Below are 26,030 nucleotides of genomic sequence, written 5' to 3'. Positions count from 1 at the left end.
ACATCCCCTCCGCTTATTGCGCAGCCTTACTTTTGGCTATATTTTGCTGATGTTCCTTATACGTTTTGGCAAACAGATGTCCAGACGAGCCATCCTTTTTCGTCACATAGAACAGATACTCCGAAGCTTCCGGATTTAGCGCTGCCTCAATGGACGGAAGACTTGGACTGGCAATTGGACCTGGTGGCAACCCTTTGTTCAGATACGTATTATAGGGACTCTGTACCTTCAGATCCTTGAAAAACAACCGCTCCTTCGGCTTGTCGAGCAGATATTGCACGGTAGCATCAATCTCCAGCTTCATATCCTGATTAATCCGATTGTAGATTACCCCGGCAACCAGAGCACGTTCCTCATCCACTACAACTTCTTTTTCCACTAGTGACGCAATGGTCAGCAGTTCATGCAGGGAAAGGTTCTTCTCTTGGAGCTTGGCTTCCAAATCAGGAATGGAATTAATCTTGGTCTGAAATTCTTCCAACATCCGTTGCATCACATCATGCGTGGAACTTCCCTTTTTCAGCTCATACGTTTCCGGGAACAGATACCCTTCCAATACGTAGCGAATTTCTTCATCCACTGGAATATTTTTGACGAAATCTACATCAAAGGCCGAAGGATCATTAGCCAGCTTGATGAATTCATCTCGATCTACGACATGCTCATAAGAAAGCTTACCCGCCATTTGCAAAACGGTATAACCCTCCGGAATCGTAAATTTCACCATTTCCTCAGGCACAACTTCACCGTTACTTAACTTATTAATAATCTCATCGTATGACACACCTGGATTTAAGGAATATGTACCTGCCATAAAATTCGATCCTTGTTTCTTCCATTTCAGATATCCCTTAAAGGCTAAACCACTTCGAATCAGACCTTCCTGCTCCAACTGGTCGGCAATTTTGGAAGTTCCTGACCCGCTCTTGATCTCGAAAACGATCGGTTCTGTGGATGCTTGTACGGGACGCATCATGCTCCAGACATATACGCCAGCGCCTCCAGCAACAACCACGACGATAAGCAGAAAGACTAAAATCGCTTTTCCTTTCAAAAAAGACACAACTCCTTTACACAACCAAAAAGAGCGGACTTCTCCGCCCTTCCGGTTTCTTCAATTTGAAGCTGATCAATCAATCTTCGTCAATGGGGAGTGTACACTCATCATACAGTTCAGAGATGTTCTCCCATTCATCATCATCGTCAATCGTAACTAATTCCGGCATGATCTGGCCTTCACTTCCCGGTAAAACCCGCAGAAGTTCAACTTCGTCATAAGGACGTAATGAACTGCGGAGCACCGCATACTGTTGGCCCTTCACTTCAAACTCAGCCAGCAGGTCATACGGATGCGATTTACCGTTCTCTTCTTCCAGCTCAACGTGAGCACCAAAAGCCAGACGCAGCGAATCTGTCCATTTCAAGTCTTCGCGGCTGTATTCTGTCATTTAGTTCGCTTCCTCTTCATCTTCTGCAAGAAATGTATTAAACGTCTCCTCGACGATATCCCATTCGGCATCATCTTGGATGACGAAAAGTTTAATATCGTCGCCCTCTTCTTCATAACGGAATGCATAAACATCCGTCTCTCCATCTTCGGGTTCAACCGGAGCAACCATCATGTACTTGGCCTCCGAACCGTCCACTTCGAATTTCATGATGACTTCGAATTCCTCTTCATTACCCTCGTCATCCGCAATGTAAATAATCTCCGATTCTTCTTCCATACCCAGTTGATCTTCAGCCATTGTTGATCCCCCTCACCTTTTACTATTGGCATCCAAATAATTTTGCAAAATCAAGCTTGCGGCCATTTTGTCCACAACCTGCTTGCGTTTTTTGCGACTGACATCCGCTTCAAGCAACGTTCGTTCTGCTGCCATGGTTGTCAGCCGTTCATCCCAAAGGTGAACAGGTAAATTCAGTTCGCCCCGCAGGCGGTCGGCAAAAGCGATGCATATTTCACCACGCGGCCCTACGGTGCCGTTCATGTTTTTGGGAAGTCCGACTACGATCTCGCCAATCTCATGCTCACGCACAAGTTCAGCAATCCGAACGAACTCACCTTCATCCCGGCGGCGTTCAAGTACTTCCAATCCCTGGGCAGTCCAACCGAAGGCGTCACTAGCGGCAACTCCGATTCTTCGGTCCCCATAGTCCAAACCTAATATTTTCATCCATGCTCTCCCATCCTCAAGCCTGCTTAGGTCGATTAATAATCGCCTTCTCAAGCTTCAGGCTGTCTTCTGTCGGTTCATTTCCCGCTGCCTGCATAGCTGCATCACAGCGGAAGCGATGTACATTACCGGTGATTGGCCAGATAAGAACGAACAAGCTCTTCAATCAGCTCATCACGCTCTTTTTTACGGACCAGACTGCGTGCATTGTTGTGACGAGGGATGTATGCGGGGTCTCCAGAAATCAGATACCCGACAATCTGGTTAATAGGATTATACTCCTTATCCACCAGTGCATCATATACCGTGAGAAGAATCTCTTTGGAGGATGCTTCCTGCTCGTCGGCTTTCACATTAAATTTAACCGTCTTATCCATGGAGTCCATTGATGACACCTCGCTCCTGCATGAACATGGGGACCATGTCCTGCCGAATTGATTTCTGCTTATATAATAACATATTCTGACTGCCACAAGTAAACAAAGGATAAGCCAATTGTGTTTTTTGCTTGTCCTTTACTGGCTTCAGCATATTGCATCATTCGATTCCACTCGCTCTTGGGTACAAAATATAAACGAACAGAACCATTTCGATTTATATTTTGAAGATTGAAAGCCGCTCAATGGATTTATGCAATATGCCCGCTAACCAGTGAAACCGCCCGTTTCAACGCTTCATCCAGCTTGCTTGCATCCTTGCCGCCGGCTTGCGCCATATCAGGACGTCCGCCACCTCCGCCGCCGCATACTGCCGCAACTTCCTTGACGATTTTACCTGCATGCAGCCCTTGTTTTACTTGTTCAGCAGGGACAGCTACAACAAAATTCACTTTGCCGTCAGATGGAGCACCCAGTACGAGTACTGCATTAGGCAGTTTTACTTTCAATTCATCAGCCACTGTACGCAGTGCATCCATGTTCGGAGCATCCACACGAGCTGCAAGCAATTGTGTATTTCCTGCTTGTACCACTTGATCTGTCAATGCGCCTGCTTCCATGGCACTCAGTTTGCTTTGCAGTGATTCAGTCTCTCTCGCAGCTTCTTTCAATTGCTGATTCAGACCTTCAATGCGTTTAGGAACATCCGCCACATTTGCTTTGAGCAGGGATGCGGATTGTTTGAGCAATTCAAGCTGACTTTCTACATACAGATACGCGCCACGGCCAGTCACAGCTTCGATCCGACGTACGCCGGAGCCGATTCCGCTCTCGCTCACCAGCTTGAAGATACCAATCTCTGATGTATTGTTTACGTGACAGCCACCACAAAGTTCCAAACTATAGTCTCCGACTTGTACCACACGTACGATATCGCCGTATTTTTCACCGAACAGTGCCATTGCACCCATTTCTTTAGCTTCATCAATAGCTTTCAGTTCAATGTTTACGTTCAGACGATTCCAGATCTGTTCGTTTACCTGACGCTCGATCTCTGTTAATTCTTCCGGCGTAATACTGCCGAAGTGCGAGAAGTCAAAGCGCAGACGTTGAGGCTCTACGAGTGATCCTGCCTGATTGACATGCGTTCCGAGCACATCTTTGAGCGCTTTGTGCAGCAAATGAGTTGCGGTATGGTTTTTGATAATATCGCCGCGTTTGGACGCATCCACTTCAGCTTTAATCACATCACCCACACGCAGTTCACCGGACTCTACAGTCACCAGATGTACGTGTTGTCCCAGCGGAGCTTTGAACAGACCTTGCACTTTCGCCGTTACACTGGCTCCGCGCAGCAAGCCCTGGTCACTCACTTGTCCGCCACTTTCCGCATAGAACGGAGTCTTATCAAGGATGACCTGGCATGTCTGTCCTTCGCTTACGGAGTCTACCAGTGCGTCACCAGCAACGATGGCTACCACTTTTGCTTCCGTCAACAGGTCATTATAACCAACAAACTCGCTTTTAACCGCAAGATCGGCAAGCGGTCCGCCTTGAACCTTCATGCTCTCGCTTTCTTGGCGTCCTGCACGTCCCAGCTCACGCTGCTTCTGCATCGAAGCATCAAAACCTTCACGATCTACCGTCAGACCATGCTCTGCTGCATAATCTTCTGTCAGGTCAAACGGGAAACCGTACGTATCATATAGTTTGAACGCTTCAGGCCCGCTAATAACCGTACGTCCTTCGGACTTGGCTGTGCCGCTGATATCCGCAAGAATAGCCAGACCATCTGTGAGTGTTTCGTGGAAACGCTCTTCCTCGGTTTTGATCACTTTAGCGATAAACTCCTGTTTGTCCACGACTTCCGGGTAGTACATACCCATCACTTCACCAACAGTCGTTGTCAGTTCATATAGGAATGGACGGTCCAGTCCCAGTACTTTTCCGTAACGTACGGCACGGCGGAGCAAACGGCGAATGACATATCCGCGTCCTTCATTACTTGGCAGAACGCCATCACCCACAGCAAAGGCAACGGTCCGAATGTGGTCGGCAATGACTTTAAGTGCAACGTCAATCTCTACGCTGTCATTATATTTCACACCGGCAAGAGCCGCTGTTCTTTGAATCATTGGTTGGAACAGATCTGTGTCAAAGTTGGAATCCACATTTTGCAGAATGGATGCAAAGCGTTCCAGACCTGCGCCTGTATCAATATTTTTGTTCGGAAGCGGTGTATAGCTACCGTCCTTGTTGTGATTGAACTGGGAGAATACCAGGTTCCATACTTCGAGGTAACGTTCATTTTCCCCGCCTGGATACATCTCGGGATCATTCATGTCGTTGCCATAAGCTTCGCCGCGATCATAGAAGATTTCGGTACAAGGTCCACACGGACCTTCGCCGATATCCCAGAAGTTCTCATCCAGTTTGATGATACGCTCAGCAGGCAAGCCTACTTTTTCGTTCCACAGTTTGAAGGCTTCTTCGTCTTCCGGGTATACCGTTACGGAGAGACGTTCCGGATCAAAACCGATCCATTCTTTGCTTGTGAGAAATTCCCATGCCCAAGTAATCGTCTCTTCCTTGAAATAGTCTCCGATGGAGAAGTTACCGAGCATTTCGAAGAACGTATGGTGACGGCGAGTTTTACCGACATTTTCAATATCGTTTGTACGAATACATTTTTGGGAGTTGGCAAGACGTGGATTCTCCGGTTTCTCCCGACCGTCAAAATACGGTTTCAACGGTGCCATACCCGCATTGATCCACAGAAGGGATGGATCATTATGAGGTACAAGCGATGCGCTTGGCTCGATTTTGTGACCTTTACTTGCAAAAAACTCTATCCATTTGGACCGGATTTCACTGGCTTTCATACGGAGTGCCCCCAATTAATTATAATAGTCCGGTGCGTATTCGCTCCGGGTTGTTAACAAGTAAAAATAAACACAAAAAACGCCCCTGATAGTCAGGGACGATTGTAATCGCGGTACCACCCTGGTTATTGCTGTTCATCCGCAGATGAAACAAACAATCTCCTCGTTGATGCGAAATAACGGTCGCTCCCGGCAGGGTTGTCCTGCACTCCGAAATTAGCTTTCCGCCGCTTCAACTTTCAAGACTCTTCCAGCCATCGGGCTCAGATTACATCTGATCCGAAGAAGTCTATTCTCTGAGGAAAGGAACCTCGGCGTACTTCATTTCATCATCGATTTCTTGTTCTAAACATACCCCTCCATTATATCGATATGCCTATATGGTGTCAACGCACCCTTTAGGACCAGACTGTTGCTACGATTAGTCCGTTCTTCTTTTGATGTAATAGGCAAAAAAGTGCTGCACAATGACCTTCAGAACAGCAAAAACTGGCACCGCTAGAATGAGACCTACTATGCCCGCCAGTTCGCCTCCCACAAGGAGCGCGAAGATAATCGACAACGGATGTAAATGCAAAGTCCGCCCTACCACCTGAGGGGAGATGACGTTGCTCTCCAGCACCTGGCACAGTGTGTTCACAATAACAACGAAAAGCACCATTTTGAACGATACCGTAGACGCCATCACCACTGCAGGAGCAGCTCCAAGAAACGGCCCCAAATAAGGCACGATGTTAAATACAGCGACAATGCTCGCGAGCAGCAGTGCATAAGGCATATCAATGACCATGTAACCGATATAGGCAAAGATGCCCACAATCACACAGACGATAAACTGTCCGCGAATATAGTTTCCCAAGGCCGTATCAATCTCTTTCATAACCGAAACAATGGCCTTGCGCCGTGAGCGGGGCAGGTACGCCACAATCGTACGCTCGAACACCTCAAAATCTTTTAACATATAGAAAATGAGAAATGGCACGATAAACACATTGAACAACACATTAATGGTTGTCCCGATATTATCCATCAGCTTTGTAATCCCCTGGGTCAGCCGATCCTCCATCTGGAAAAACCAGCTGTTCATACCTGTGCGCACACTTGGCGGCATTAATTTGTGATCCATATTGTTCATCAGACTCTGGGCACGCATCGACAGCTCCGGCATATGCTCGTTCAGTTCCTCCAACTGTTCAATCAACACCGGAATGACATTCATCAGGATGACCCCGATACAGGTGAGGAAAAAAGCATAGATTAACAACACGGCAATGGTTCGAGGGACTTTGCGCCCTCCCAGCATGCTTACAATCGGATTGAGAACATAGGATATGATGAGAGCCACGATAAATGGTGCCAGCACTGTTTTCAAAAATCCATATATATGAAGCAGTAATGGCCGCAGCAGCCATATAAAATACAGAATAATCAATCCGAGTAGCAGCCAGATGGCATAACGGAACAGCTTGTTTTTGGTTAATTGTTCCACTTGCATCTCTCCCTTTTGGACTGGCTCTGAAAGTCAGTATATGTAAGGAAGGGAATATTTATTAACACACAAAAAAAGCGTCTCCTTCATAACGAAGGAGACGCATCTTGTGATCCGGGTTAGCATATATTCATACAAGTTCCCTTGAACCACTATGTAACCGCAACTATATACATCTGTCATGACAGCATTCAATGACAGTCTTTGTCATGAAACCGCATATAGAAGAAGTTATGCTTCTTATTAAGAAGAAGCATGAAGATGAGGGAAGTCTTGCGGCAGCTCTTCCCCGAAGAACAGATCATCGAGGGAGCTGAGCGTGCCATCTTCTTCCACTTGGTATACGGACATTTTCTCACCGTTCACTGTTAATTCGATAAAGCATCCCCAGCAATAAAACTGGTGGGAACCGATTTTCCCAATATCTTTGGAACTACAGTTTGGACATTTCATATTCATTCACCTATCCATTAACAGAATGAATGGCATTTTCCAAGCGCTGTTCACTCAGCGGCGGCACCATAATGGCACTTTCCCCAATAGACATATCGCTTGTACATGGCAGCCATTTGCGGCCCTCAATCAAATCGGACACAAAACCGTCCGTAATTTCAATCCCTATTATTGTATTTCCCAACTCCTGGTCAAAATAAACATCAGAGACACGTCCAAGCAGCAAACCTTCTTCGGTGAGCACGGACATCTCCTTCAATTTAGACTGGCCGAGGAGGTACGTGTGTTTTATGTCGTCGGCTCCCGTTTTGCGGACAGCCTGTTGATTACGGATCATGACGGCATCTTCGCCGTAGGCAACGATATCTTGCCACTGCACGATTTTGACATGACTGGTAAACAGGCCTTTGTTTTCAAGTTCAATGCCTTCAATTTTCCAATCGTCATTCACAATGAAATCCTGGATTTTACCGACCTGCTTCCCATCCTCAACGTCAAAAACGGCAAGTCCGATCATTTCCTGAAGCTTCATCGCAGGGTCCCCCTCATCTTCTTATCATTAAATAGTCGCGGCGCTATTGCTAGGTATGCCCAAAGTTGATGAGTGGCAATCAGACGCCGATCATCAAAACCGCTTCTATCCAACCGATGAAATGGAACTTCTTCCCTCCTTCTGTTCCATGTGCAAAGAGCCCCTTAGGCTCTATTACGCAGTCGCCCAAGAATGGTTCCAATTTTTTCGGCGGTTATCATGATTTCTTCCGTAGTATTACCCAACCCCCAGCTAAAACGAATCGCGGAATGCAAAAATGTCTCCGGCAGCTTCATCGCTTTGAGTACATGGGATACTTCGAGGGAACCGGAAGTACATGCCGAACCGCTCGCAACTGCGATGCCTTCCATATCCAGATTCATGAGCATCGTCTCTGTGGAAACTTCCGGAAAGCTGATGTTCAGGATATTGGGCAGCGTATATTCCGGATGTCCGTTGACGTGGAAATGCTCCAACCCTACATGCTGCTCCAATTGTTCCAGAAGTACTAATCGCAATGCCAGATCATGTTCACGGCGCGCATCCGCTTGTTCTCCTGATATTTTCAACGCCTCCGCAAAACCAGCGATACCCGCTATATTCTCGGTACCCGCCCGTCGTTGCCGTTCCTGAAGGCCACCATGAGATCTCGCTTCCAGTACAATTCCGCGTCGTACGTATAGTGCACCCACGCCTTGAGGGCCATTAATTTTATGAGCAGAGAAGCTGATCAGATCCACAGGCAGTTCCTTGCAAGATATTTCCTGGGTGCCAAGAGCCTGAACTGCATCGGTATGGAACAAAATATCATGTTGACGAGCCAGTTCACCAATTTCGCGGATAGGCTGAATCGTACCCACTTCATTATTGGCATACATCATGGTGATCAGCACTGTATCTGGCCGGATGGCATCTTTCAGCTCTTCCAGACGTATTCTCCCGTACTCATCTACAGGCAAATAGGTCACGTCATAGCCTTGTCGCTCCAGCTCCTGACAAGTATGCAGTACCGCATGATGCTCAATGGCCGTTGTAATGATGTGCCGTCCCCGTTCATTTCTCGCTGAAACTGCGCCAAATATCGCCAGATTGTCACTTTCCGTGCCGCCTCCGGTAAATACGAGTTCATCTGGGAAACAACCCAAAGACGCCGCAATGACATCCCTTGCTCCACTGACGGTCCGTTTGGCTTCACGCCCAAAGGCATGGATACTTGATGCATTGCCATATTGCCCTGTCATAACTTTCATCATCGCTTCCGCGACTTGTGGGTGCATAGGTGTCGATGCGGCGTGATCCAAATATATTCTTTTCATTGATTTCACCCCGTTATATGTTGGACTTCCATATTTTCAAACCATTAAAGAAGCTTGTTGCACGGCTAAAGCCCCCAAATATGGGGGCTTTAGTGTGTCGTCTGTGATGCTCATCATCAACTATATTAGATATAGAACATGTAGCTGTCTTTTTGCTCCTGATCCTGGAATGTAATCAGATCCTTCAGCGTTGTTGAATCCAATACTTCTGCAATGCCATCACGGATGCGCAACCACAAGTCGCGCTTCGCCGGATCATCTTCCTCCGTGAAATCCACTGGAGAGATTGGACCTTCCAGTACACGAATAACATCCCCTGCCGTTACGGTAGCAGGATCGCCTGCCAGAATGTAACCGCCGTAGGCGCCACGGATACTCTTGACCAGTCCTGCATTACGCAGGGGAGCGATCAATTGCTCCAGATAATGCTCCGAGAGCTGGTTGCGCTCGGCAATACTTTTCAAAGATGTAGGGCCTTCGCCTGTTCTGGCTGCCAGCTCCATCATGATTGTGAGCCCATAACGGCCCTTTGTCGATATTTTCAAAGGAGTCACCTCTTTCAATTTTCGAAAAAACAAGTTGTAAAACATAAAATAACAGGATGTGGTCCAAGACCGTCTTTCTAGGATCCGCCACAGCGGGATATGAAAAATACAGACCTAGTCCCTCTAATCCTCCGTATTCCGATCATAACCCTCAGCTAATGTTAACATATCTGCATGCTTTATGGAAAAGAAAGATTGACGAAATTCCAAAATGTGCGCCTGTGGTGGACACTATCCAAAGTTGGCCGGGTGTATCGTAACTTGAGTCCGGTTATGCTAGAATAAGAAACGAAACACATTTATATAGAGAAATGGTGATAACGATGTCCAAAACAATTGAAAATACACGGGTCGTCGTTGGCATGTCCGGAGGTGTCGATTCTTCCGTCACCGCACTGCTGCTAAAGGAGCAGGGTTACGATGTCATCGGCATTTTCATGAAAAACTGGGATGACACGGACGAGTTCGGCCACTGTACTGCTGAAGAAGATTCAGAGGACGTACGCCGGGTTTGCGAACAGATCGGCATTCCTTACTACACTGTCAACTTCGAGAAAGAGTACTTTGATAAAGTATTTTCCTATTTCCTTGATGAATATAAGTCGGGTCGGACTCCGAATCCTGATGTCATGTGTAATCGTGAGATCAAATTCGGCGAATTCCTGAACAAAGCACTGGATCTCGGCGCTGATTATGTGGCTACAGGCCACTATGCTCGCCTCATTGAAGAAGATGGAACGTTCAAACTGCTGCGCGGTGTGGACAGTAACAAAGACCAAACGTACTTCCTCAATGCACTGAATCAGAACCAGCTGTCCAAAGCCATGTTCCCGATTGGTCATCTTCCAAAACCGGAAGTGCGCAAGATTGCAGAAGCAGCTGGCCTGTACACCGCGAAGAAAAAAGATAGCACAGGTGTCTGCTTCATCGGCGAGCGCAACTTCAAAGAGTTCCTGAGCAACTATCTTCCTGCCAAAGGTGGAGACATGGTTGATATTGCAACCGGAGAAGTGAAGGGCCGTCATGATGGTCTGATGTACTATACGCTTGGACAACGTCAAGGTCTCGGCATTGGCGGTTCCGGTAATGGTGAGCCCTGGTTCGTGGCAGACAAGGATTTGGAGAAAAATCAACTGCTTGTCGTTCAAGGCGATGCACATGCAAGCCTGTATTCAACCGGTCTGACTGCAACAGGTGTAAACTGGATCGCAGGTGCAGCACACATGCCTAACGTACCATTCCGTTGTACAGCCAAATTCCGCTATCGTCAGCCGGATCAGGGTGTAACCCTGACATGGCAGGAAGATGGCAGCGTGGATGTACAGTTTGACCAACAGCAAAAAGCGATCACGCCAGGTCAAGCTGTTGTGTTTTATGATGGAGAAGTGTGTCTCGGCGGCGGAACGATCGATCAGGTTCAAAAAGTGCCTGTACCGGCGCTGCAATAGATCAATAACAGAAATGAATCCTTCCCCATATGGATTTTGCACAATACCCTGTATTCCTATAACAAAAGCCATCTTTCATGTATACCATGACGGATGGCTTTTTTCCTTCTTTTTCCTGCAAAAAAATAATTATTTTCACTTATGCAGCCAGCCACACTCCTGCAAAAGAAGCCGCAACCCCCAGCAGTACCGAACTGATGACGTATATAAATGCTCTTAAGTAACGTTCCTGCCCCATCAAACCAAGGGTCTCATATCCAAATGTAGAGAATGTGGTATACGCTCCGCAAAATCCAGTCCCCCAAATCACCCAGACTTCTTCCGGGATTGAAGCTGACTTATGCCAGCCATAGAGTAATCCAAGTAACAGAGAACCACTGATATTAATGACCCATGTCCCCCATGGGAAGGCCGTTCCGAGCGAACCGGATATCCATCGACCCAAACTGTAGCGAAGCACCGCACCCAGCATTCCTGCAAGTCCAATCCAGATGATCATGGTGCAACACCATCCTGCGTCGGTTTACTCAGCATTCGCTGTCCAACTTTAATCCCCAATGCACACAGCAATAACCCTGCAAATACACTCACAACGAGGTATATAACAGCCTTCCCCCACATTCCTCCCTCGGATAAACGGACCATATCGAGAGTAAAGGTGGAGAATGTGGTGAATGCCCCAGTAAATCCCGTACCAATTGCAAGACGAAGTTGAGGCGTTATTTTACCTGGAACAGCTATGGTGAAGAACCAACCCAAAAACAGGCTCCCAATGGCATTGATCAGCAGCACTGCCCAAGGGAAGCCCTCATTGGCTACTGGCATCCATAACTGTATCCCATATCGGCATAATGTACCCAAAATTCCACCGATTCCAATATAGAATATTTCTTTCATCGTTCAAGCATCTCCCGGGTCATGGATCTTACAGCTCTCTGCGCCGCTGCTGGTTTAGACGAATCTTGGATTCATTGCCTTGTTCTGTTGCTTCATAGAAAATACGGCGTGAGAGCTGTTTCGGTAAATATTCCTGCTTCACATAATGGCCCGGATAATTATGAGGGTATTGGTAACCTTCATGTCCCAGCTTCACTGCACCGGAATAATGGGTATCCCTCAGATGAAGAGGGACTTCAGCCGATTTCACCTCATCAATGGCATTCATCGCTTTCGAGATCGCAGTGTACACCGCATTGGACTTCGGACTTTCAACAGCAAACAGGATCGCTTGGGCAATGTTCAGCTTGGCTTCAGGCCAGCCATTATTGCGATAAGCATCCAGCGCCCCAATGGCCTGGGTCATCGCTTGCGGATTCGCAAGTCCAATATCTTCACTGCTCGCTGCAATCAGACGACGTATAAACGTCATCGGGTCCATGCCCAGCTTCTCTACCGCATACAAAAACCAGAACAGTGCTGCATCACTGGAACCCCGGATACTTTTATGAAATGCCGACAATACATCATATTGTGTCGATTCATCTGCCTTCACAATCGGACGACGAATAGATTCTTCAGCTACATCAAGCGTAATGTGAATCGAGCCGTTCTTCTCTGGCGGTGTAGTCAGTGCAGCAAGTTCCAAGGCGTTCAGCGCACGCCGAATATCGCCATTTGCCATCGTCGCAATATGCTCCAATGCCTCCTCGTCTGCCTGCAGATCCATGAATCCCAAACCTTTATCCACATCCGTCAGTGCCCGGCGCATCGCAATCAGGGAATGCTCTTTGTTCAAAGACTCCAGCTGAAACAGCGTGGAACGGCTCATCAAGGCCCCATTCACATAATGAAAGGGATTCTCTGTCGTTGCACCGATAAAAATGATCGTGCCCTTCTCTACTGCAGGCAGCAGTGCATCCTGACGTGAACTATTAAAACGGTGTACTTCGTCGAGGAACAAAATGGTTTTTGTTCCGTACAACTGCTTGTTCGTTTGCGCCTGCTCGATGACTTCACGTACATCTTTGACAGAAGCATCCACCGCATTCAGACGGACAAACTGTCCTTGGGTATGCTGGGAAATAATATGTGCCAGTGTCGTCTTTCCACAGCCTGGAGGCCCGTAAAGCAAGATAGACGAGATCTGATCCGCTTCGATAGCGCGCCGAAGCAATTTCCCCGGCCCAATAATGTGTTCTTGCCCAATATATTCATCAAGACGCTCTGGCCGCATGCGGTCAGCGAGCAGTCTTGCTTGAGGTTCTGAATCTTGCTGAAACGAAAATAAATCCATTGCTCATCACTTCCTTAACGGATTGCCTTTACTTGTTCCTTATTAAATTCTGATTAATCGCTATTCTCTATCATATCATACTCCCGCGGCAGCATACCCATAAATGCGCCAAGCGCACTGCTGACAAAAGCATCCTTGCGCGTAATAAAATGAGTCATCATCCGATTCATGCCTGCCGGGAGTGTGTGCTTGCGCAGTGATCCATTTTCGATCTGATGCCGAATGACGATTTCGGGTAACAGTGAAATTCCCATGCCGGATGTAACCCCGCTAATAATCGCTTCAAGGGTTCCAAATTCCATAATGACCGGACGGGTTACACCGCTAGCCGATAACCATTCCTCCAAAATCTGACGATACGAACATCCCATGCTGTAGACCAGAATCGGTTTACTGGTGAGTTCTTCATCTTCTGGTCCCATACCAGAGGAGACAACGAATAGTTCTTCATCAAATACGGGAGTAGAAGCAATATCAGGGTGATCACATGAACAACCGATAAACGCCCCTTCCAATTCATACCCAATAACCTGATCCATAAGCACTTGAGAGTTACCTGTATTCAAAGATAAGGAGACAGCCGGATGCTGTTTATAATATTTCGCAAAAAGCTCAGGTAAACGTACCGCTGCGGTAGTCTGCGTGGAGCCTATGCGTAGTGGTCCAGAAGGTTCAATTGTAGAGCTCAACGCTTTACCAGCCTCATCGAGCAGGCCTACAATTTTATCCGCATACGTCAGAAGCATCTCACCTGCTGGAGATAACGTCATCCCCCGATTATGACGGATAAACAGCAGTGTCCCTACTTCGGATTCCAGATGTCGTATCCTTGCTGTGACATTGGACTGCACGTATCCGAGGCGCTCCGCAGCTCGGGTTAGATTCCCTTCTTGTGCGACACATTGAAATATCCTTAAATCCCCACTTTCCATAGTAAACCTCCCAAATAAAACGATATCCATTCTGACATCATTTAAAATGATATCTAATCCATCAACAATCATTATACAGTATAGCTGCTTCGAGCTACAATCGGGGTAATCAGAACACAGCAACTTACTACTCGCTGAGTTCACATAAGGAGTGTTAATAATGATGAGTTGGACGAACACTGTAGCTTTGGTAACCGGAGGCGGTACGGGTATTGGCAGAGCTGCCAGTATACTGCTCGCTAGTCGTGGAGCAACCGTTGCCGTCAATTACTCCCGTTCCCAGGATGAGGCCGAAGAGACTGTACAACATATTCTGAATGCGGGAGGTCAAGCTTTTGCAGTTCAGGCTAATGTGGGTTCAGATGTCGAGGTTCGTCAAATGGTAGCCTTTATCACTAATAAAGTTGGCCCTGTGACCGCACTCGTAAATAACGCCAGCATTACGCATCATATCCCAATGAAGGATCTGGAATCCGTAACGGATGACATATGGAATGAACTATATGACGTTAATGTTAAAGGCATGTTTTACTGCGCACGAGCTGTAGCGAAAGGAATGCAGCAGGCAGGTCAAGGCGCAATCGTTAACCTAGGCAGCATCGCTGGCAGCACAGGATCTGGGTCCTCCCTTCCTTACGCAGTTTCCAAAGCAGCAGTACACGGTTTGACGAAGTCTTTGGCACACTCGCTATCCCCCGATATTCGGGTTAACGCTATCATTCCGGGTGCAGTCGCAACCCGATGGTGGGCAGGAAAGGAAGAACAGATGCATCGTCTGGGTGGTGAATTATTGTTGCAGCGAATAGCGGCAAGCGAAGACATTGCACATATGATATGCGCCGCGTTGGAGCAACCATCCATGACCGGGCAACTGATTACAGTAGATAGTGGTCAGACGTTATGATTATGAGCATGGGAAGCGAAGTGGAGGAATCCTGATGAAGCCTTTAAAATATACGCTCCTGATCCTTGTTACAACTCTCATCATGGGAACCTCGTTTCCCGTAGGAAAAATCGGTATGATGTATGCTCCTCCCTTTTTGTTAATGGGACTTCGCTATATATTGGCAGGAGCATTACTAGCGTGGATCATCAGAAAACGTCCCATGCCTGTGGGGTGGAAACAGTGGATGCAAATCGCCGTAATCGGTCTGTTCCAGTCGGCGGGAGTAATGGGATGTGCCTACTACAGCATGAACTGGATTAGTTCGGGAGAATCCGCCATTATCACGTTTACGAATCCTTTGCTTGTCATCATCCTGAGTGCTGCTCTATATGGTGTGTCCTATCGTTTTAGCCAGTGGACCGGTGTGATTCTCGGATTTGTCGGAGTGGCGTTGACCTTTGGATTCCATCTGAGCTTGAGTCCTGGGACATGGATTGGGTTTGGCGGCGCTGTCTCCTTTGCTGTATCCACGTTGCTCATTAAGCGCTGGGGAGCTGCTCATGATACATTTGTACTTACCGCTTACCAAATGCTCGCTGGAGGGGCAGTACTGCTTCTACTGAGTGTGTTTACAGAGCAGCCTCATTTTATCGTAAATACAACGTCCATCGTTGTCCTGGTTTGGCTGACAATTTTCTGTTCCATCATTCAGTTCACCCTCTGGTTTTATTTGCTGCAGAACACAGATCCGGCCAAAACCAGTTCCTTTCTTTTTCTGGCACCGCTGTTTGGACTGCTGTCGAGCTTCGTCTTGTTGGAAGAGCATGTCGGCTGGATTGTGGGTGTAGGTGGGGTAATGATCTGTCTGGGGATTTTCCTGGTTAACCGACGTCCCGTCAGTCATAACTCAGCTTTGGATAAACCGGGTTTGACCCAACGTACACCTGCAAGTTAACTAGCAGAAGAATAACAGCGAAACTTTAGGTGAGCCACTCGATAATAATACTCATCTGAAAAGTACAAAAAAGAGCATGGTGCTTTAACAGCGCCATGCTCTTTCTATATTCATGCTATGTTCAACAACAAGGTTTCACTCTGCCTCGCTGTCAGGCCAACCCTGAATGGCAACAGACTCGCCTTCCGGATTGTGGGTTGCAGCAGCATAGTCTGGCAATGGGCCGTCGTGGAATAACCACAGTTCGTGCAATGCCCGTGTACAGCCAACGTACAACAGCTTCGCATCACCCGCATTGGGCAAATAGTGTTTCTCATCGCTATCCGCTACGATAACTGCATCAAACTCCAACCCTTTCGACAAATAGACAGGTAAAACGGAATGACCGCCTGTGTACTGTTTTTTGCCGCCGTCAATCAAGTTCAGATCCCAGCCTGCGGCCTGGAGTTCATGGTGAAGCTCCTTTGCCTCACGCAGGGTACGGGTCAGAATAGAGACTGTGCGATAGTCTTTGACCGTCAAGAGCTTCAGAGCCTGTTCGAGGCTTGCTGTGCGCCCTTCTACCCCATAGGACAATGTCCGTACAGGATCACCACTCCGGAATACAGGAATTGCCGTAATACCACTCTTGACGCCCCGCTCCAGAATCGTATTGGCATAATCGATAATTTCCATTGTCGAGCGATAACTCCGGGTCAATGCAAAGTATGCATTCTGTTCCTCGGGAAACAGCGAACTCATCTCTTCCCACGCGTGAACACCACGGTACTCATGAATGCCTTGGGACAGATCCCCCAGTATGGTGAAAGAATGCCCTTTGACAAACTGATCCAATAGCGCCACATGAAAAGGAGAAAAGTCCTGCGCTTCATCAATGACGACATGATCGAATCGCTCGGAGCCTTCAATATCATGAACCAAGGTATGAATGTACACCAATGCAGGCAAATCCTCTTCACGGATAATATCCTGCTTCAGATCTGCAGCCGTTTGCTTCATCACCAATTTGGGAATAAGCCCGCTGAGCGAGGCAGGTACCGAACCGCCTTTAACAACCTTAAACAGCTGTTTGTACAGCGTAAGCGGTTCATATTGAGGCCATTTTTTGGCGTAGGCCTTCTCACGAGTTGCCGCTTTCTTCTTACGCTCTTTGCGAATGGCTTCCAGGGAAGGTTTCTTGAGTTCCATCTCAATCCAGCGGTGAATACGCGCCATAACCCGCTCTTTGCGTTTCGCCAGCGGATAATGTTTGTACTCATCCCCGAACCAGTTCTCAATCTCGGCTTTGCTGAGCACTGCACCATCCCATGGGCTGAAGTCCATATCAGGTACGGATTCCTCTTCCATCCCGGATAGCCACTCCCCAATCAGTTCCATGAAGCGGATCGAGCCTTTATAACGCCCAGGCACATCATCATTGAGTTCAGGACGTGCATCCGGCGTTTCAAACCAGGTGTTCAATGTCTCCGACGTGTCCGCCAAAGGCAGGTCTAACCCCAGCAGGTTCATCGCCCAATCCGGGAATGTACGCTGCTGAATATCTCCTACACCGAGCTCTGGGAGTACATCTGATATGTAATCCAGAAACATGTGGTTGGGTGCGAAAATAACCATTTTCTCCGCTGATACCTGTTCCTTGTATTGATATAGCAAAAAGGCAAGCCGATGCAGTGCGACGGTTGTTTTACCCGAACCGGCCACACCCTGAATGATCAATGCGGTGTTTCTCGCCGCACGAATGATCTGATCCTGCTCCGCCTGAATGGTGGATACGATATCACGAAGCTTGTTGTCCTTGTTCTCACCCAATCGATACACAAGGAATTCATCTGATACGGCTGGCTGGTCACTGTCCCGATTGTACGTATCCGCCACACGTTCCAATATACGCTGCCGAATGACAACGTTTCGTTTCAGATAAACCAGGCCCTCAATGAGTCCTTCTGGGGCTTCATACGTTGCGGAGGCTTCCCCTCCGGTAAATGAGTAAAACAGGCTTGCGACAGGAGCACGCCAATCGATGACGAGCGGATGCTCTCCCACCTCTTCGCGGTCTACGCCGATTTTGCCAATATACAGCGGTTTCCGTGCACCACTGCCCTGTTCTTCGAAATCCAAGCGTCCGAAATAGGGTTGCTGCGCGCTCTTGGACAAGGCGGTGCGGCGCTCTTCACGTCCGGCCTCCAGCACTTGCTCTGTGAAGTCGTGGCCGGTGTATACCGGGATATTCTGCAGCCGTTCCAGCTGACTGTCCACTTCCTTCATCGTTCGCTCTAACCTGTACTCTTCTTCTTGATAGGCACTTTGAAAGCTGTCTGACATGTTTCAGTTACCTCCTAAGAATATGTTTTGCTCTGCATCGCCTAGATCTGGCAATTCAAAAGGATACTTACTATATCATATAGGGCAATTGAAAGCCACATCCGTTTGAAAGTTATACCATGAATGATTACACAGAAAGCGACTGTGGTCTGAAAATAAATTTCAGTCCACAGCCGCTTCACGTGGCAAGATATGCTGACGTTCATTGGAAACGATTCAATACGTCTCCAACCATATTGCCATCCCTGCTACATCGATGTTGTCATGCTGGAAAGGGATTGTTCCAACAATTCGAATTCCTTCTGAAGAACAGCATCCAGATTATCCTGACGTTTGGAATAGAGCGGATAATAAATGACCAGTGAATCCGCAAACCGATTAACAAAAATCTCATTTGTCGTACGGTAATGGTCAAGAGTCATCATATTTTTAAAGTCTTCATAAGAAAGATCAAATGCAGCTTGGAAATTCACTGACAGCAACGAGGGTAGCCAATGCATCAATTGTTCTTCAATCTCATGAACAAGTTCGAGATAATGAATACTTTGTTCCCGTTTTGCTTTTTGGATATGTTCTACTTGTTCCTGTATAGATTGAAATCCTGTTTCTCCTGCTTCCTGCACCACAATAGGAAGCATGTCCAGAAACTCGCCCATAACATGACTGTAGCTACCTGGTGTATAAGCACGGTCCTCTTGAAGTATAAAAACGGGAATCCTCTTTGAAGATGGTGGGATCAGACCGTTTTCTTTAGCTATAATTTGAACGGCATGCATGAGTAAATCCCAAGGTTTTTCCTTATACACCTTCAGCAAATTAGGTCCAAGAGGAATCACCGAAGCAACCGACTGGCTGATTTCATTCGATACGTTATGATCCATATATTCATGAAGAACAGGAATCCATTTTTCCATATTACCCGGTAAAGTCAGTCCGCTTCCTTTGAATAGATCGTTATGCTTGTGTTTATCCGCTATATATTGACTATAAGAGAGCAATGTTTCACGAGGAGTATTCATCATGCTCCCTTCTTCAAACATTTCCTTAAAGATGACTGTGCTCGTCTTATCCCAGACACTGTGATGGGCAATAATATGAATCGTATGTTGCCGCTCGGCATTTCGGACAATGACCAGCTTAACAAGCAACTGTGAAGATCGCTCGTTGAATTCTATAGGACTCAGTTTGCTGATCTGCTGAGAGACCACATTCCGCTCATCTGGACTTACATATCGTAAATCGATATAAGGCATATGCCAAGCGTGATTCCACTCATGTTCACTTATCGTTCCCACTAGCGAATCCATCCGATAAGAACTTCGCAGTGCAGATTGCATTCTTATGATTTGATGACACGCTTCGATAATTTCTTTCTTGGTCCGTGAACCCTGCAATTCAATTTTTTCCATGACCACTGTGTCTGCTGTATGAATGAACAATTGCTGTAACAAAGAAGGAGCATAACTATTAAGAACCGGATAATCTGTATTATGATGAAACTTTTGCGGGTCAAGCAGTTCTGCACCATACTTTCCTTTGCCCATCGCATGGGAGCTTGCTTGTTGGGAAGTGCTCACTTCAATGCAGTGACTCACGATGTTCTTCAACTTATGCATGAACGCTTCGGCCAAAGCATGCATCTGACGGTCATCGCATGCTTCGCGTTCATAGCTGATCCGCATCTGCAGGCGTTTGTCCATCACTGCTCCGTTCACCGAGATCGGCGTTCCAAACCGGTTGGCTTCCGATACCTCTTCCCCGCGCTCCTCTTCGCTCAGACGCCACGTCCCTTGGTTCGTCTCCTGACCGAATTCACCCAGATAGTTCAGGGTAATTTCAGGCTCAATTCCGGATAGCTCGCTTTCACCCAGCCATTTGAGAATGCCGTAGCCAATCCCACGGTTCGGTATACGGCGTAAGATCTCCTTGGTCTGCTGGATATCTTCTCCCGGACCTTGACCCATGCCTGTTACTGCCACAGGATAGATACTTGTGAACCATCCCACAGTCCGGTCCATCACGTACTCTTCTCCAATTCGTTCTCGTCCGTGACCTTCCATCTGTAGGGCAGCCGTTCCTTGTCCCGTTACCGTCCACATGGCCTGGGCCAGCGCTGTTACCAGCAAATCATTGATCTCGGTATGGTATGCCCGGTTGGCTTGATACAACAGTGCTTCTGTCTGCTCCACATTCAAACTTACCTCCAGGTGTCCCATCCCTTCTCCGCTACCTCGGCCGCTCCAGTGCTTGCCGCTTTCTTCCATCTGCGCTTCTACGGTTTGCCAGTACCCGAGTTCCTCCTGAAGCTCTACGCTCTTCCGGTACCGTTCCAAGGCTTTGCTCCATCCCGCATATGACCCTGTCTTCGGAGGTAACGTCACGGCCTGTCCAGCCAGGATAGATGCGTAAGCTTGCTGCAGATCCTCTAACAGAATCCGCCAGGATACCCCGTCAATCAACAGATGGTGCACAATGAGCAACACATAATCCCGCTCATTTGTATGGAACAATCCGACTCTTACGAGAGGACCGTTCGCCACGTCCAGACTCTGCTGCATCTGGTCTGCCTGCTGATGCATCGCTGTCAGCGCCTCTTCTGGATCCGTAATCGAGCGATAATCCAATACAGTAATTTCATAGGCCGCACCTGATGCCATTGGGCGAATGGTTTGCACACCCTCACGATAAACTGCACGCAGCATGTCATGATGAGCAGTGATCGCATCCAGAGCTTGCCTCAACGCCATCTCATGGATCGGTTCCACGCTCTCCAGCAGGAAGGACTGATTGAAATGATGGGGTTCGCCCAACGATTCGGACCAGAACTGACATTGGATCGGCGTAGGATTAACCGGGCCGGTTACTTCTCCTTGCTCTGCTGTACTGGCGACACTGACCGTCACTTCTGAACTCATTCCGCGGATCGTCCGTCCTTGCATAATGGTTCGCACACCGAGGTCATACCCCTGTTCTCTCATCTTGGACAGAATGCGGATTGCTTTAATCGAATCCCCGCCCAGTGTGTAAAAGTCATCATCAATGCCGACCTGTTCAAGTCCCAGCACCTCACGGAATACAGTAGCAATGACTTCTTCCAGTGCGTTCCGCGGTGCAGTGTACGTCTGCGTCGAAGTCCGGTCCGGTTCCGGCAGTGCTTTCTTGTCCAGTTTCCCGTTCCTTGTCAGCGGTAGAGCCTCCAGCTGTACCACATAAGATGGCACCATATATGAAGGCAGGATGCTGCGCAGATTCTCTCGAATTCGCTCCCCGTCCAGCTCGCCTTCGCCGACTACATAAGCACACAGATAGTCACTACGAGAGTTATCCGTTTTAACGACTACAACAGCATCCTGAACGGATTCTATATTGCGTAAATGAGTCTCGATCTCACCTGGTTCTACACGGTATCCCCGGATTTTAACCTGATCTCCTATTCTGCCGAGATACTCAATCGTTCCATCTGTCTTCCATCGAGCTAAATCTCCGGTTCGATATATGCGACCACCAGGAACATAAGGATTTGGGACGAATTTTTCGTTAGTTAAATCTGTTCGATTAAGATACCCTCTGGCCACGCCTGCTCCACCGATACATAACTCGCCAGGTATTCCATATCCACATAACCAATCATCCTGCAATATATAAATCTGCGTATTCCACAGTGGCCGACCAATAGGGACGTTGCCTTCAATGTCTTCCTCAAGCTCCATATAAGTCGCACAAACCGTAGCCTCAGTAGGCCCATATAAATTAACCAGCCTGTCCGTTCCACTACCTGTCAGTTGCGTATATTTGCTTACCAAATCAGGTGTAAGAGGTTCAGCACCCAAGTAAATTTTTTGCAAAGACATCAACTGTTCAGCTAGTTGATGCAGCTCTGCATATTCCAGAATCATTCTGAATGAAGATGGAACAATCAGAGCATGAGTTACCTGCGTTTTGGCTATCAACTCCAGCAGCTCTTTCGGGTCCCTATTTTCCGATTCAGTTGCGAGGACAAGTCTTCCTCCAGCAAGGAGAATTGAAAATATTTCCCATACAGCTGCATCAAAAATGTAAGTGGATTTCTGCAGCATTACGCTGTCTTCATGAAGCTCGCCCGTTGCACGCTGCCATGAAACCAAATTGACCAGATTTCTATTTTCCACCAACACGCCCTTGGGCTGACCCGTCGTACCGGAAGTGTATATAACATAGGCCAGTTGTTCTGGATTAGCTAAAGGTTGAGGGTTTTCTTCAATCTCTTCCTGCACCTCTGCCACATTTAATATTTGTATTCCCTGTTGCTCTTCCAGCGCAGCCGCAGTCTTTTTAGTATTCTCCTCAAAGACGATGTGGCTTGTTCCACTATCCTCAATAATATAGCGAATACGCTCTAACGGCTGCTCCGGATCGATTGGCAGATAGGCAGCTCCAGCTTTTAAAATGCCGTAGATGCCAATAATCATATCCAGAGAACGTGTTGCAATCAAAGCCACGATTTGATCAGGACCTACACCTTTTTCTAATAAAGCAGCACCAACTGCATTAGCTCTTGCGTTCAGCTCACGATAAGTTAATACCCGTCCTTGAAATTCCACAGCAATATGCTCTGGAACACGCGCAACCTGCTCCTCAAACAGCATAATAGCTGTCTTTTCAAGGTTACATTCCCGTGCTGTGTTATTAAATTCGGCTAATACCCTTGTTCGTTCGGCCGAAGTTATCAGTCCAAGCTCGCTAAGTACAAGATCTGGCTGGGCCATGATCTCTCCTACAAGTTCTTTGAATTGCAGTGCCATATGCTGAAGCGTATCTGCAGCAAACAAAGCATCACAATATTCCCAGTTTACGTTGTAACCCTCTTCTACCTCTTCCACACTCACGGTGAGATCAAACTTCGCTACCGTAAGACCTACATCCATAGATGTTAAGAGCGCATCGCCAAGTTTAAAGCTTGCTTGTTCATTTTTTTGCAGAACAAACATGACATCAAACAACGGATTACGTGAGGGGTCACGTTCTACACCAATTTTTTCTACCAATTCGTCAAATGGATATTCCTGATTTTCATATGCTCTCAAGCATCGTTCCTGAATCTGACTCAACAACGTTCGAAAGGTCATTCCGGTCCGGAATTCCCCACGTATGGCCAATGTGTTCACAAACATTCCCAACATCTCGTCTGTCTCTGCATGAACACGGCCAGCTATAGGGCTTCCGACGACAATCTCGTCCTGACGAGTGTAACGATTCATCAGTACCATGAAACAAGCCAGTAAGATCATATATTCTGTCGCACCGCTATGATGACTTAACTGTTTAACCAGCGCTTTAAGTTCCAGCGGTAATAATAGATCTATGCTCCGCCCTCCGTATTGCTGCTGCTGCGGTCTTGGATAATCCGTTTTTAAATCCAGCGTAGAGACTTCTCCAGAAAACTCGTCTGTCCAGTAGCGCTCCTGCTCACTCATATCCCTTGAATTTAACCACGCGCTGTAATCCTTATATTGTATACGCAATGGAGGTATTTCCTCATTATTATAAAAATGGCAAAGATCTGACAGGAGGACATGTTTAGATCCATCATCAAAAATAATATGGTGGATATCCAGCATTAGGATATGCTCATTAGATGAAATTCGGACTATTTTAGCTCGCATCAGAGGAGCTTCACCGAGGTTAAACGGTCTCACATGCTCCTTGAACAACTGTTGTATGTGATCTTCGGATGATTCTTCATAGTCAAGATAGATATCGCCCTCTTCCTTAACCACTTGTAAAAACTTATCTTTTTGATGCACAAAATAGGTTCTGAGAGGCTCATGCCTTGCACAAAGCTGGGAGAAGGAGCGCTGTAAACGCTCCACATCAATCTCCCCCTCAATTTTCCAAAGCATCGGGACATTATAGACAATATCGTTTCCATACATCTCCGTAATGGCGAACATTCTTTTCTGTGCTGAACTCATTCGATATTTTTTACTCATGATTGTTAGTCCTCCTCTTCTAATGCCACTGCGATATATGAGTAGTTTGAGTCTGAAGTATTCGAATCTGGAGTCTCTTTCTTAGAACTAACCAGTACAGACAGGTTCTTTGCCGTGCGTTCCATTAAAATATCCCGTAGTGTAAGTCTGACGCCAAGAGCCTGATCTATCGCGTTCACCAGTTTGGTCGCCTTGAGGGAATGCCCCCCTAGTTCAAAAAAGTTATCTTCAATACTGACCTGCTCTACGCCTAATATTGTACCGATCGCATCGGCGATCACTGTCTCTATTGGATTGCTAGGTGCAATGTAGACCCTGCTAGATCTAAAATCAGGCTTAGGTAACGCTTTTTGATCCAGCTTACCGTTAGGTGTTAGAGGTAAACTATCCAGCTGTTCTATATGCGATGGCACCATATAAGATGGCAGTTCCTCTTCTAAGCGTTTTCTTACTTGTGACAAATCCAGCTGATCATCACTCACAAGATAACCACATAGAAACTTTTCATCGTTATCCTTCCATATCGTAACAACCGCATTCTGAACACCAGGACAGGATCGCAAATGGGCTACAATCTCTTCCAGTTCAATTCGGAAGCCACGAATTTTGACCTGCTGATCCATTCTTCCAAGATATTCAATGTTACCATCTTCCCGCCATCGCCCAAGGTCACCTGTATGGTATAAACGCTGTCCCGAAAGCATTGGATGAAACCTGAACCGTTCTGTGGTTAGTTCTTCTAGGTCCAGATAACCTTTTGCAAGGCCATCCCCCCCTATGCAAATTTCTCCTGGTACACCTATACCGCATAGCCCTTCGTTTTCAAGAATATATATTTTGGTATTGGAAATCGGCTTACCGATCGGGATTGGCACCGTCATGTCCTGACCGATATCAAAGGTAACTGCAAATGTGGTACTTTCTGTCGGTCCATACCCGTTAACTATCCGAATGCGAGAGTTCGCCTTTCTTAAATGCTGAATATGTTGGAATGATACCTGTTCCCCTCCTATGATTAATTGAGAGACAGGGTCAAACACATCCACTTGCTCAGCAACGATATAATTAAACAAAGATACCGTTAGCCACATCGTATTAATTTGGTAGTGACCAACAGCCTGTTTTAGGCTTGCTGGATCAGTCAATACTTCCTCTTCAACCAAGTACAGACAACCCCCATTAAGCAGAGCTCCCCATATCTCAAAAGTCGAGGCATCAAACGATAAAGAACCGGTTTGAAGGATTCGGGCATCGGTAAAATCAGCATAGTTCGTCTCTTTTACCAGCCGGTTAATGCTTCGGTGCTCTACCATGACCCCTTTTGGCTCACCTGTCGTTCCTGACGTGTACATCAGATAGGCGATGTCATCAGCATGAACAGACCCATCTACACCCGTTACCTCTTCCACGACTTGTCCCACGGTCTCAGGCTGAGAGGCGACTTCTTTCCACGCTCCTTCGGATATCAGCATGGACAAAGTTGTAACTTCATCGGCCTTCAGCGCTTCTGGCTT

Annotated in this window: 21 protein-coding genes; 3 read left to right on the top strand and 18 right to left on the bottom strand. The window is 47.1% G+C overall.

Features of this window, described 5'->3' with window-relative positions; translation table 11 throughout:
• Window positions 1-13 precede the first annotated feature (13 nt).
• The 11 genes from mltG to cymR all read right to left on the bottom strand — a co-directional run bounded on the left by mltG (window position 14) and on the right by cymR (window position 9,771).
• Window positions 14-1,054, bottom strand: coding sequence for an endolytic transglycosylase MltG (gene mltG / locus A6049_RS22825; protein ID WP_240321520.1), 1,041 nt, complete (start codon window positions 1,052-1,054; stop codon window positions 14-16).
• Window positions 1,055-1,133: 79 nt separating this feature from the next.
• Window positions 1,134-1,448, bottom strand: a complete 315-nt coding sequence (locus tag A6049_RS22820) for a DUF1292 domain-containing protein (protein WP_024633076.1) — start codon at window positions 1,446-1,448, stop codon at window positions 1,134-1,136.
• The gene (locus A6049_RS22815; protein WP_024633075.1) at window positions 1,449-1,748 is read right to left on the bottom strand and encodes a DUF1292 domain-containing protein; all 300 of its coding nucleotides are present in this window, start codon (window positions 1,746-1,748) and stop codon (window positions 1,449-1,451) included. It lies immediately after the preceding gene.
• 12 nt (window positions 1,749-1,760) lie between these two features.
• Window positions 1,761-2,177 (bottom strand): Holliday junction resolvase RuvX, encoded by a 417-nt coding sequence (gene ruvX, locus A6049_RS22810; RefSeq protein WP_063566850.1) that lies wholly within the window; start codon window positions 2,175-2,177, stop codon window positions 1,761-1,763.
• A 125-nt stretch (window positions 2,178-2,302) separates the two neighbouring features.
• Window positions 2,303-2,563 (bottom strand): IreB family regulatory phosphoprotein, encoded by a 261-nt coding sequence (locus A6049_RS22805; RefSeq protein WP_024633073.1) that lies wholly within the window; start codon window positions 2,561-2,563, stop codon window positions 2,303-2,305.
• Between the two features lie 242 nt (window positions 2,564-2,805).
• A complete protein-coding gene (gene alaS / locus A6049_RS22800; protein ID WP_063566849.1) occupies window positions 2,806-5,436 on the bottom strand; it encodes an alanine--tRNA ligase in 2,631 nt (876 codons plus the stop codon).
• Between the two features lie 421 nt (window positions 5,437-5,857).
• The gene (locus A6049_RS22795; protein WP_063566848.1) at window positions 5,858-6,925 is read right to left on the bottom strand and encodes an AI-2E family transporter; all 1,068 of its coding nucleotides are present in this window, start codon (window positions 6,923-6,925) and stop codon (window positions 5,858-5,860) included.
• Between the two features lie 243 nt (window positions 6,926-7,168).
• Entirely contained in the window at window positions 7,169-7,378 is a 210-nt protein-coding gene (locus A6049_RS22790; RefSeq protein ID WP_024633070.1) for a hypothetical protein, read from the bottom strand.
• Window positions 7,379-7,388: 10 nt separating this feature from the next.
• The gene (locus A6049_RS22785) at window positions 7,389-7,910 is read right to left on the bottom strand and encodes a PRC-barrel domain-containing protein (RefSeq protein WP_024633069.1); all 522 of its coding nucleotides are present in this window, start codon (window positions 7,908-7,910) and stop codon (window positions 7,389-7,391) included.
• Window positions 7,911-8,074: 164 nt separating this feature from the next.
• On the bottom strand, window positions 8,075-9,226 hold the full coding sequence (locus A6049_RS22780) for a cysteine desulfurase family protein (protein WP_063566847.1): 1,152 nt from the start codon (window positions 9,224-9,226) through the stop codon (window positions 8,075-8,077).
• Between the two features lie 125 nt (window positions 9,227-9,351).
• Window positions 9,352-9,771: a cysteine metabolism transcriptional regulator CymR gene (gene cymR / locus A6049_RS22775; protein ID WP_063566846.1), complete on the bottom strand. Its 420-nt coding sequence runs from the start codon at window positions 9,769-9,771 to the stop codon at window positions 9,352-9,354.
• Between the two features lie 323 nt (window positions 9,772-10,094).
• Between cymR and mnmA the strand changes: the two genes are divergently transcribed.
• Window positions 10,095-11,219 (top strand): tRNA 2-thiouridine(34) synthase MnmA, encoded by a 1,125-nt coding sequence (gene mnmA, locus A6049_RS22770; protein WP_063566845.1) that lies wholly within the window; start codon window positions 10,095-10,097, stop codon window positions 11,217-11,219.
• Between the two features lie 139 nt (window positions 11,220-11,358).
• Here the strand turns inward: mnmA and crcB (A6049_RS22765) are convergent, their stop codons facing one another.
• The 4 genes from crcB (A6049_RS22765) to A6049_RS22750 are packed head-to-tail and all read right to left on the bottom strand — an operon-like array spanning window position 11,359 to window position 14,384.
• Window positions 11,359-11,718: a fluoride efflux transporter CrcB gene (gene crcB / locus A6049_RS22765; RefSeq protein WP_063566844.1), complete on the bottom strand. Its 360-nt coding sequence runs from the start codon at window positions 11,716-11,718 to the stop codon at window positions 11,359-11,361.
• A complete protein-coding gene (crcB, locus tag A6049_RS22760) occupies window positions 11,715-12,116 on the bottom strand; it encodes a fluoride efflux transporter CrcB (RefSeq protein WP_063566843.1) in 402 nt (133 codons plus the stop codon). The genes crcB (A6049_RS22765) and crcB (A6049_RS22760) overlap by 4 nt, the downstream gene beginning before the upstream one ends.
• A 28-nt stretch (window positions 12,117-12,144) precedes the next feature.
• On the bottom strand, window positions 12,145-13,452 hold the full coding sequence (locus A6049_RS22755) for a replication-associated recombination protein A (protein ID WP_063566842.1): 1,308 nt from the start codon (window positions 13,450-13,452) through the stop codon (window positions 12,145-12,147).
• A gap of 53 nt (window positions 13,453-13,505) precedes the next feature.
• Window positions 13,506-14,384, bottom strand: coding sequence for a LysR family transcriptional regulator (locus A6049_RS22750; RefSeq protein ID WP_063566841.1), 879 nt, complete (start codon window positions 14,382-14,384; stop codon window positions 13,506-13,508).
• A 163-nt stretch (window positions 14,385-14,547) separates the two neighbouring features.
• Between A6049_RS22750 and A6049_RS22745 the strand changes: the two genes are divergently transcribed.
• Both A6049_RS22745 and A6049_RS22740 read left to right on the top strand, forming a co-directional pair.
• Window positions 14,548-15,288, top strand: a complete 741-nt coding sequence (locus A6049_RS22745; protein WP_063566901.1) for an SDR family NAD(P)-dependent oxidoreductase — start codon at window positions 14,548-14,550, stop codon at window positions 15,286-15,288.
• A gap of 34 nt (window positions 15,289-15,322) precedes the next feature.
• Window positions 15,323-16,225 carry a DMT family transporter gene (locus tag A6049_RS22740; RefSeq protein WP_063566840.1) on the top strand — a complete coding sequence of 301 codons (903 nt, stop codon included), beginning with the start codon at window positions 15,323-15,325 and terminating at the stop codon, window positions 16,223-16,225.
• Window positions 16,226-16,360: 135 nt separating this feature from the next.
• On the opposite strand, the gene A6049_RS22735 is transcribed toward A6049_RS22740, so the two are convergent.
• The 3 genes from A6049_RS22735 to A6049_RS22725 form a co-directional block, all read right to left on the bottom strand.
• Window positions 16,361-18,547 (bottom strand): HelD family protein, encoded by a 2,187-nt coding sequence (locus A6049_RS22735; RefSeq protein ID WP_063566839.1) that lies wholly within the window; start codon window positions 18,545-18,547, stop codon window positions 16,361-16,363.
• Between the two features lie 248 nt (window positions 18,548-18,795).
• Entirely contained in the window at window positions 18,796-24,516 is a 5,721-nt protein-coding gene (locus A6049_RS22730; protein ID WP_063566838.1) for a non-ribosomal peptide synthetase, read from the bottom strand.
• A 5-nt stretch (window positions 24,517-24,521) separates the two neighbouring features.
• The coding region (locus tag A6049_RS22725) for a non-ribosomal peptide synthetase (protein ID WP_145921947.1) at window positions 24,522-26,030 on the bottom strand (1,509 nt) is incomplete at its 5' end.

Source organism: Paenibacillus sp. O199 (assembly GCF_001636635.1).
GTDB lineage: Bacteria > Bacillota > Bacilli > Paenibacillales > Paenibacillaceae > Paenibacillus > Paenibacillus marchantiae.
This window is presented reverse-complemented; position numbering and strand designations above follow the sequence as displayed.

Excerpts from the sequence above, each read along its gene's own strand:
- A6049_RS22780 (WP_063566847.1), bottom strand. The coding sequence starts at position 9,226 with ATGAAAAGAATATATTTGGATCACGCCGCATCGACACCTATGCACCCA.
- A6049_RS22755 (WP_063566842.1), bottom strand. The coding sequence starts at position 13,452 with ATGGATTTATTTTCGTTTCAGCAAGATTCAGAACCTCAAGCAAGACTG.
- A6049_RS22785 (WP_024633069.1), bottom strand. The coding sequence starts at position 7,910 with ATGAAGCTTCAGGAAATGATCGGACTTGCCGTTTTTGACGTTGAGGAT.
- A6049_RS22750 (WP_063566841.1), bottom strand. The coding sequence starts at position 14,384 with ATGGAAAGTGGGGATTTAAGGATATTTCAATGTGTCGCACAAGAAGGG.
- A6049_RS22815 (WP_024633075.1), bottom strand. The coding sequence starts at position 1,748 with ATGGCTGAAGATCAACTGGGTATGGAAGAAGAATCGGAGATTATTTAC.
- A6049_RS22820 (WP_024633076.1), bottom strand. The coding sequence starts at position 1,448 with ATGACAGAATACAGCCGCGAAGACTTGAAATGGACAGATTCGCTGCGT.
- A6049_RS22740 (WP_063566840.1), top strand. The coding sequence starts at position 15,323 with ATGAAGCCTTTAAAATATACGCTCCTGATCCTTGTTACAACTCTCATC.
- mnmA (WP_063566845.1), top strand. The coding sequence starts at position 10,095 with ATGTCCAAAACAATTGAAAATACACGGGTCGTCGTTGGCATGTCCGGA.
- alaS (WP_063566849.1), bottom strand. The coding sequence starts at position 5,436 with ATGAAAGCCAGTGAAATCCGGTCCAAATGGATAGAGTTTTTTGCAAGT.
- A6049_RS22735 (WP_063566839.1), bottom strand. The coding sequence starts at position 18,547 with ATGTCAGACAGCTTTCAAAGTGCCTATCAAGAAGAAGAGTACAGGTTA.
- A6049_RS22745 (WP_063566901.1), top strand. The coding sequence starts at position 14,548 with ATGAGTTGGACGAACACTGTAGCTTTGGTAACCGGAGGCGGTACGGGT.
- A6049_RS22730 (WP_063566838.1), bottom strand. The coding sequence starts at position 24,516 with ATGAGTAAAAAATATCGAATGAGTTCAGCACAGAAAAGAATGTTCGCC.
- A6049_RS22790 (WP_024633070.1), bottom strand. The coding sequence starts at position 7,378 with ATGAAATGTCCAAACTGTAGTTCCAAAGATATTGGGAAAATCGGTTCC.
- crcB (WP_063566843.1), bottom strand. The coding sequence starts at position 12,116 with ATGAAAGAAATATTCTATATTGGAATCGGTGGAATTTTGGGTACATTA.
- crcB (WP_063566844.1), bottom strand. The coding sequence starts at position 11,718 with ATGATCATCTGGATTGGACTTGCAGGAATGCTGGGTGCGGTGCTTCGC.
- A6049_RS22805 (WP_024633073.1), bottom strand. The coding sequence starts at position 2,563 with ATGGACTCCATGGATAAGACGGTTAAATTTAATGTGAAAGCCGACGAG.
- ruvX (WP_063566850.1), bottom strand. The coding sequence starts at position 2,177 with ATGAAAATATTAGGTTTGGACTATGGGGACCGAAGAATCGGAGTTGCC.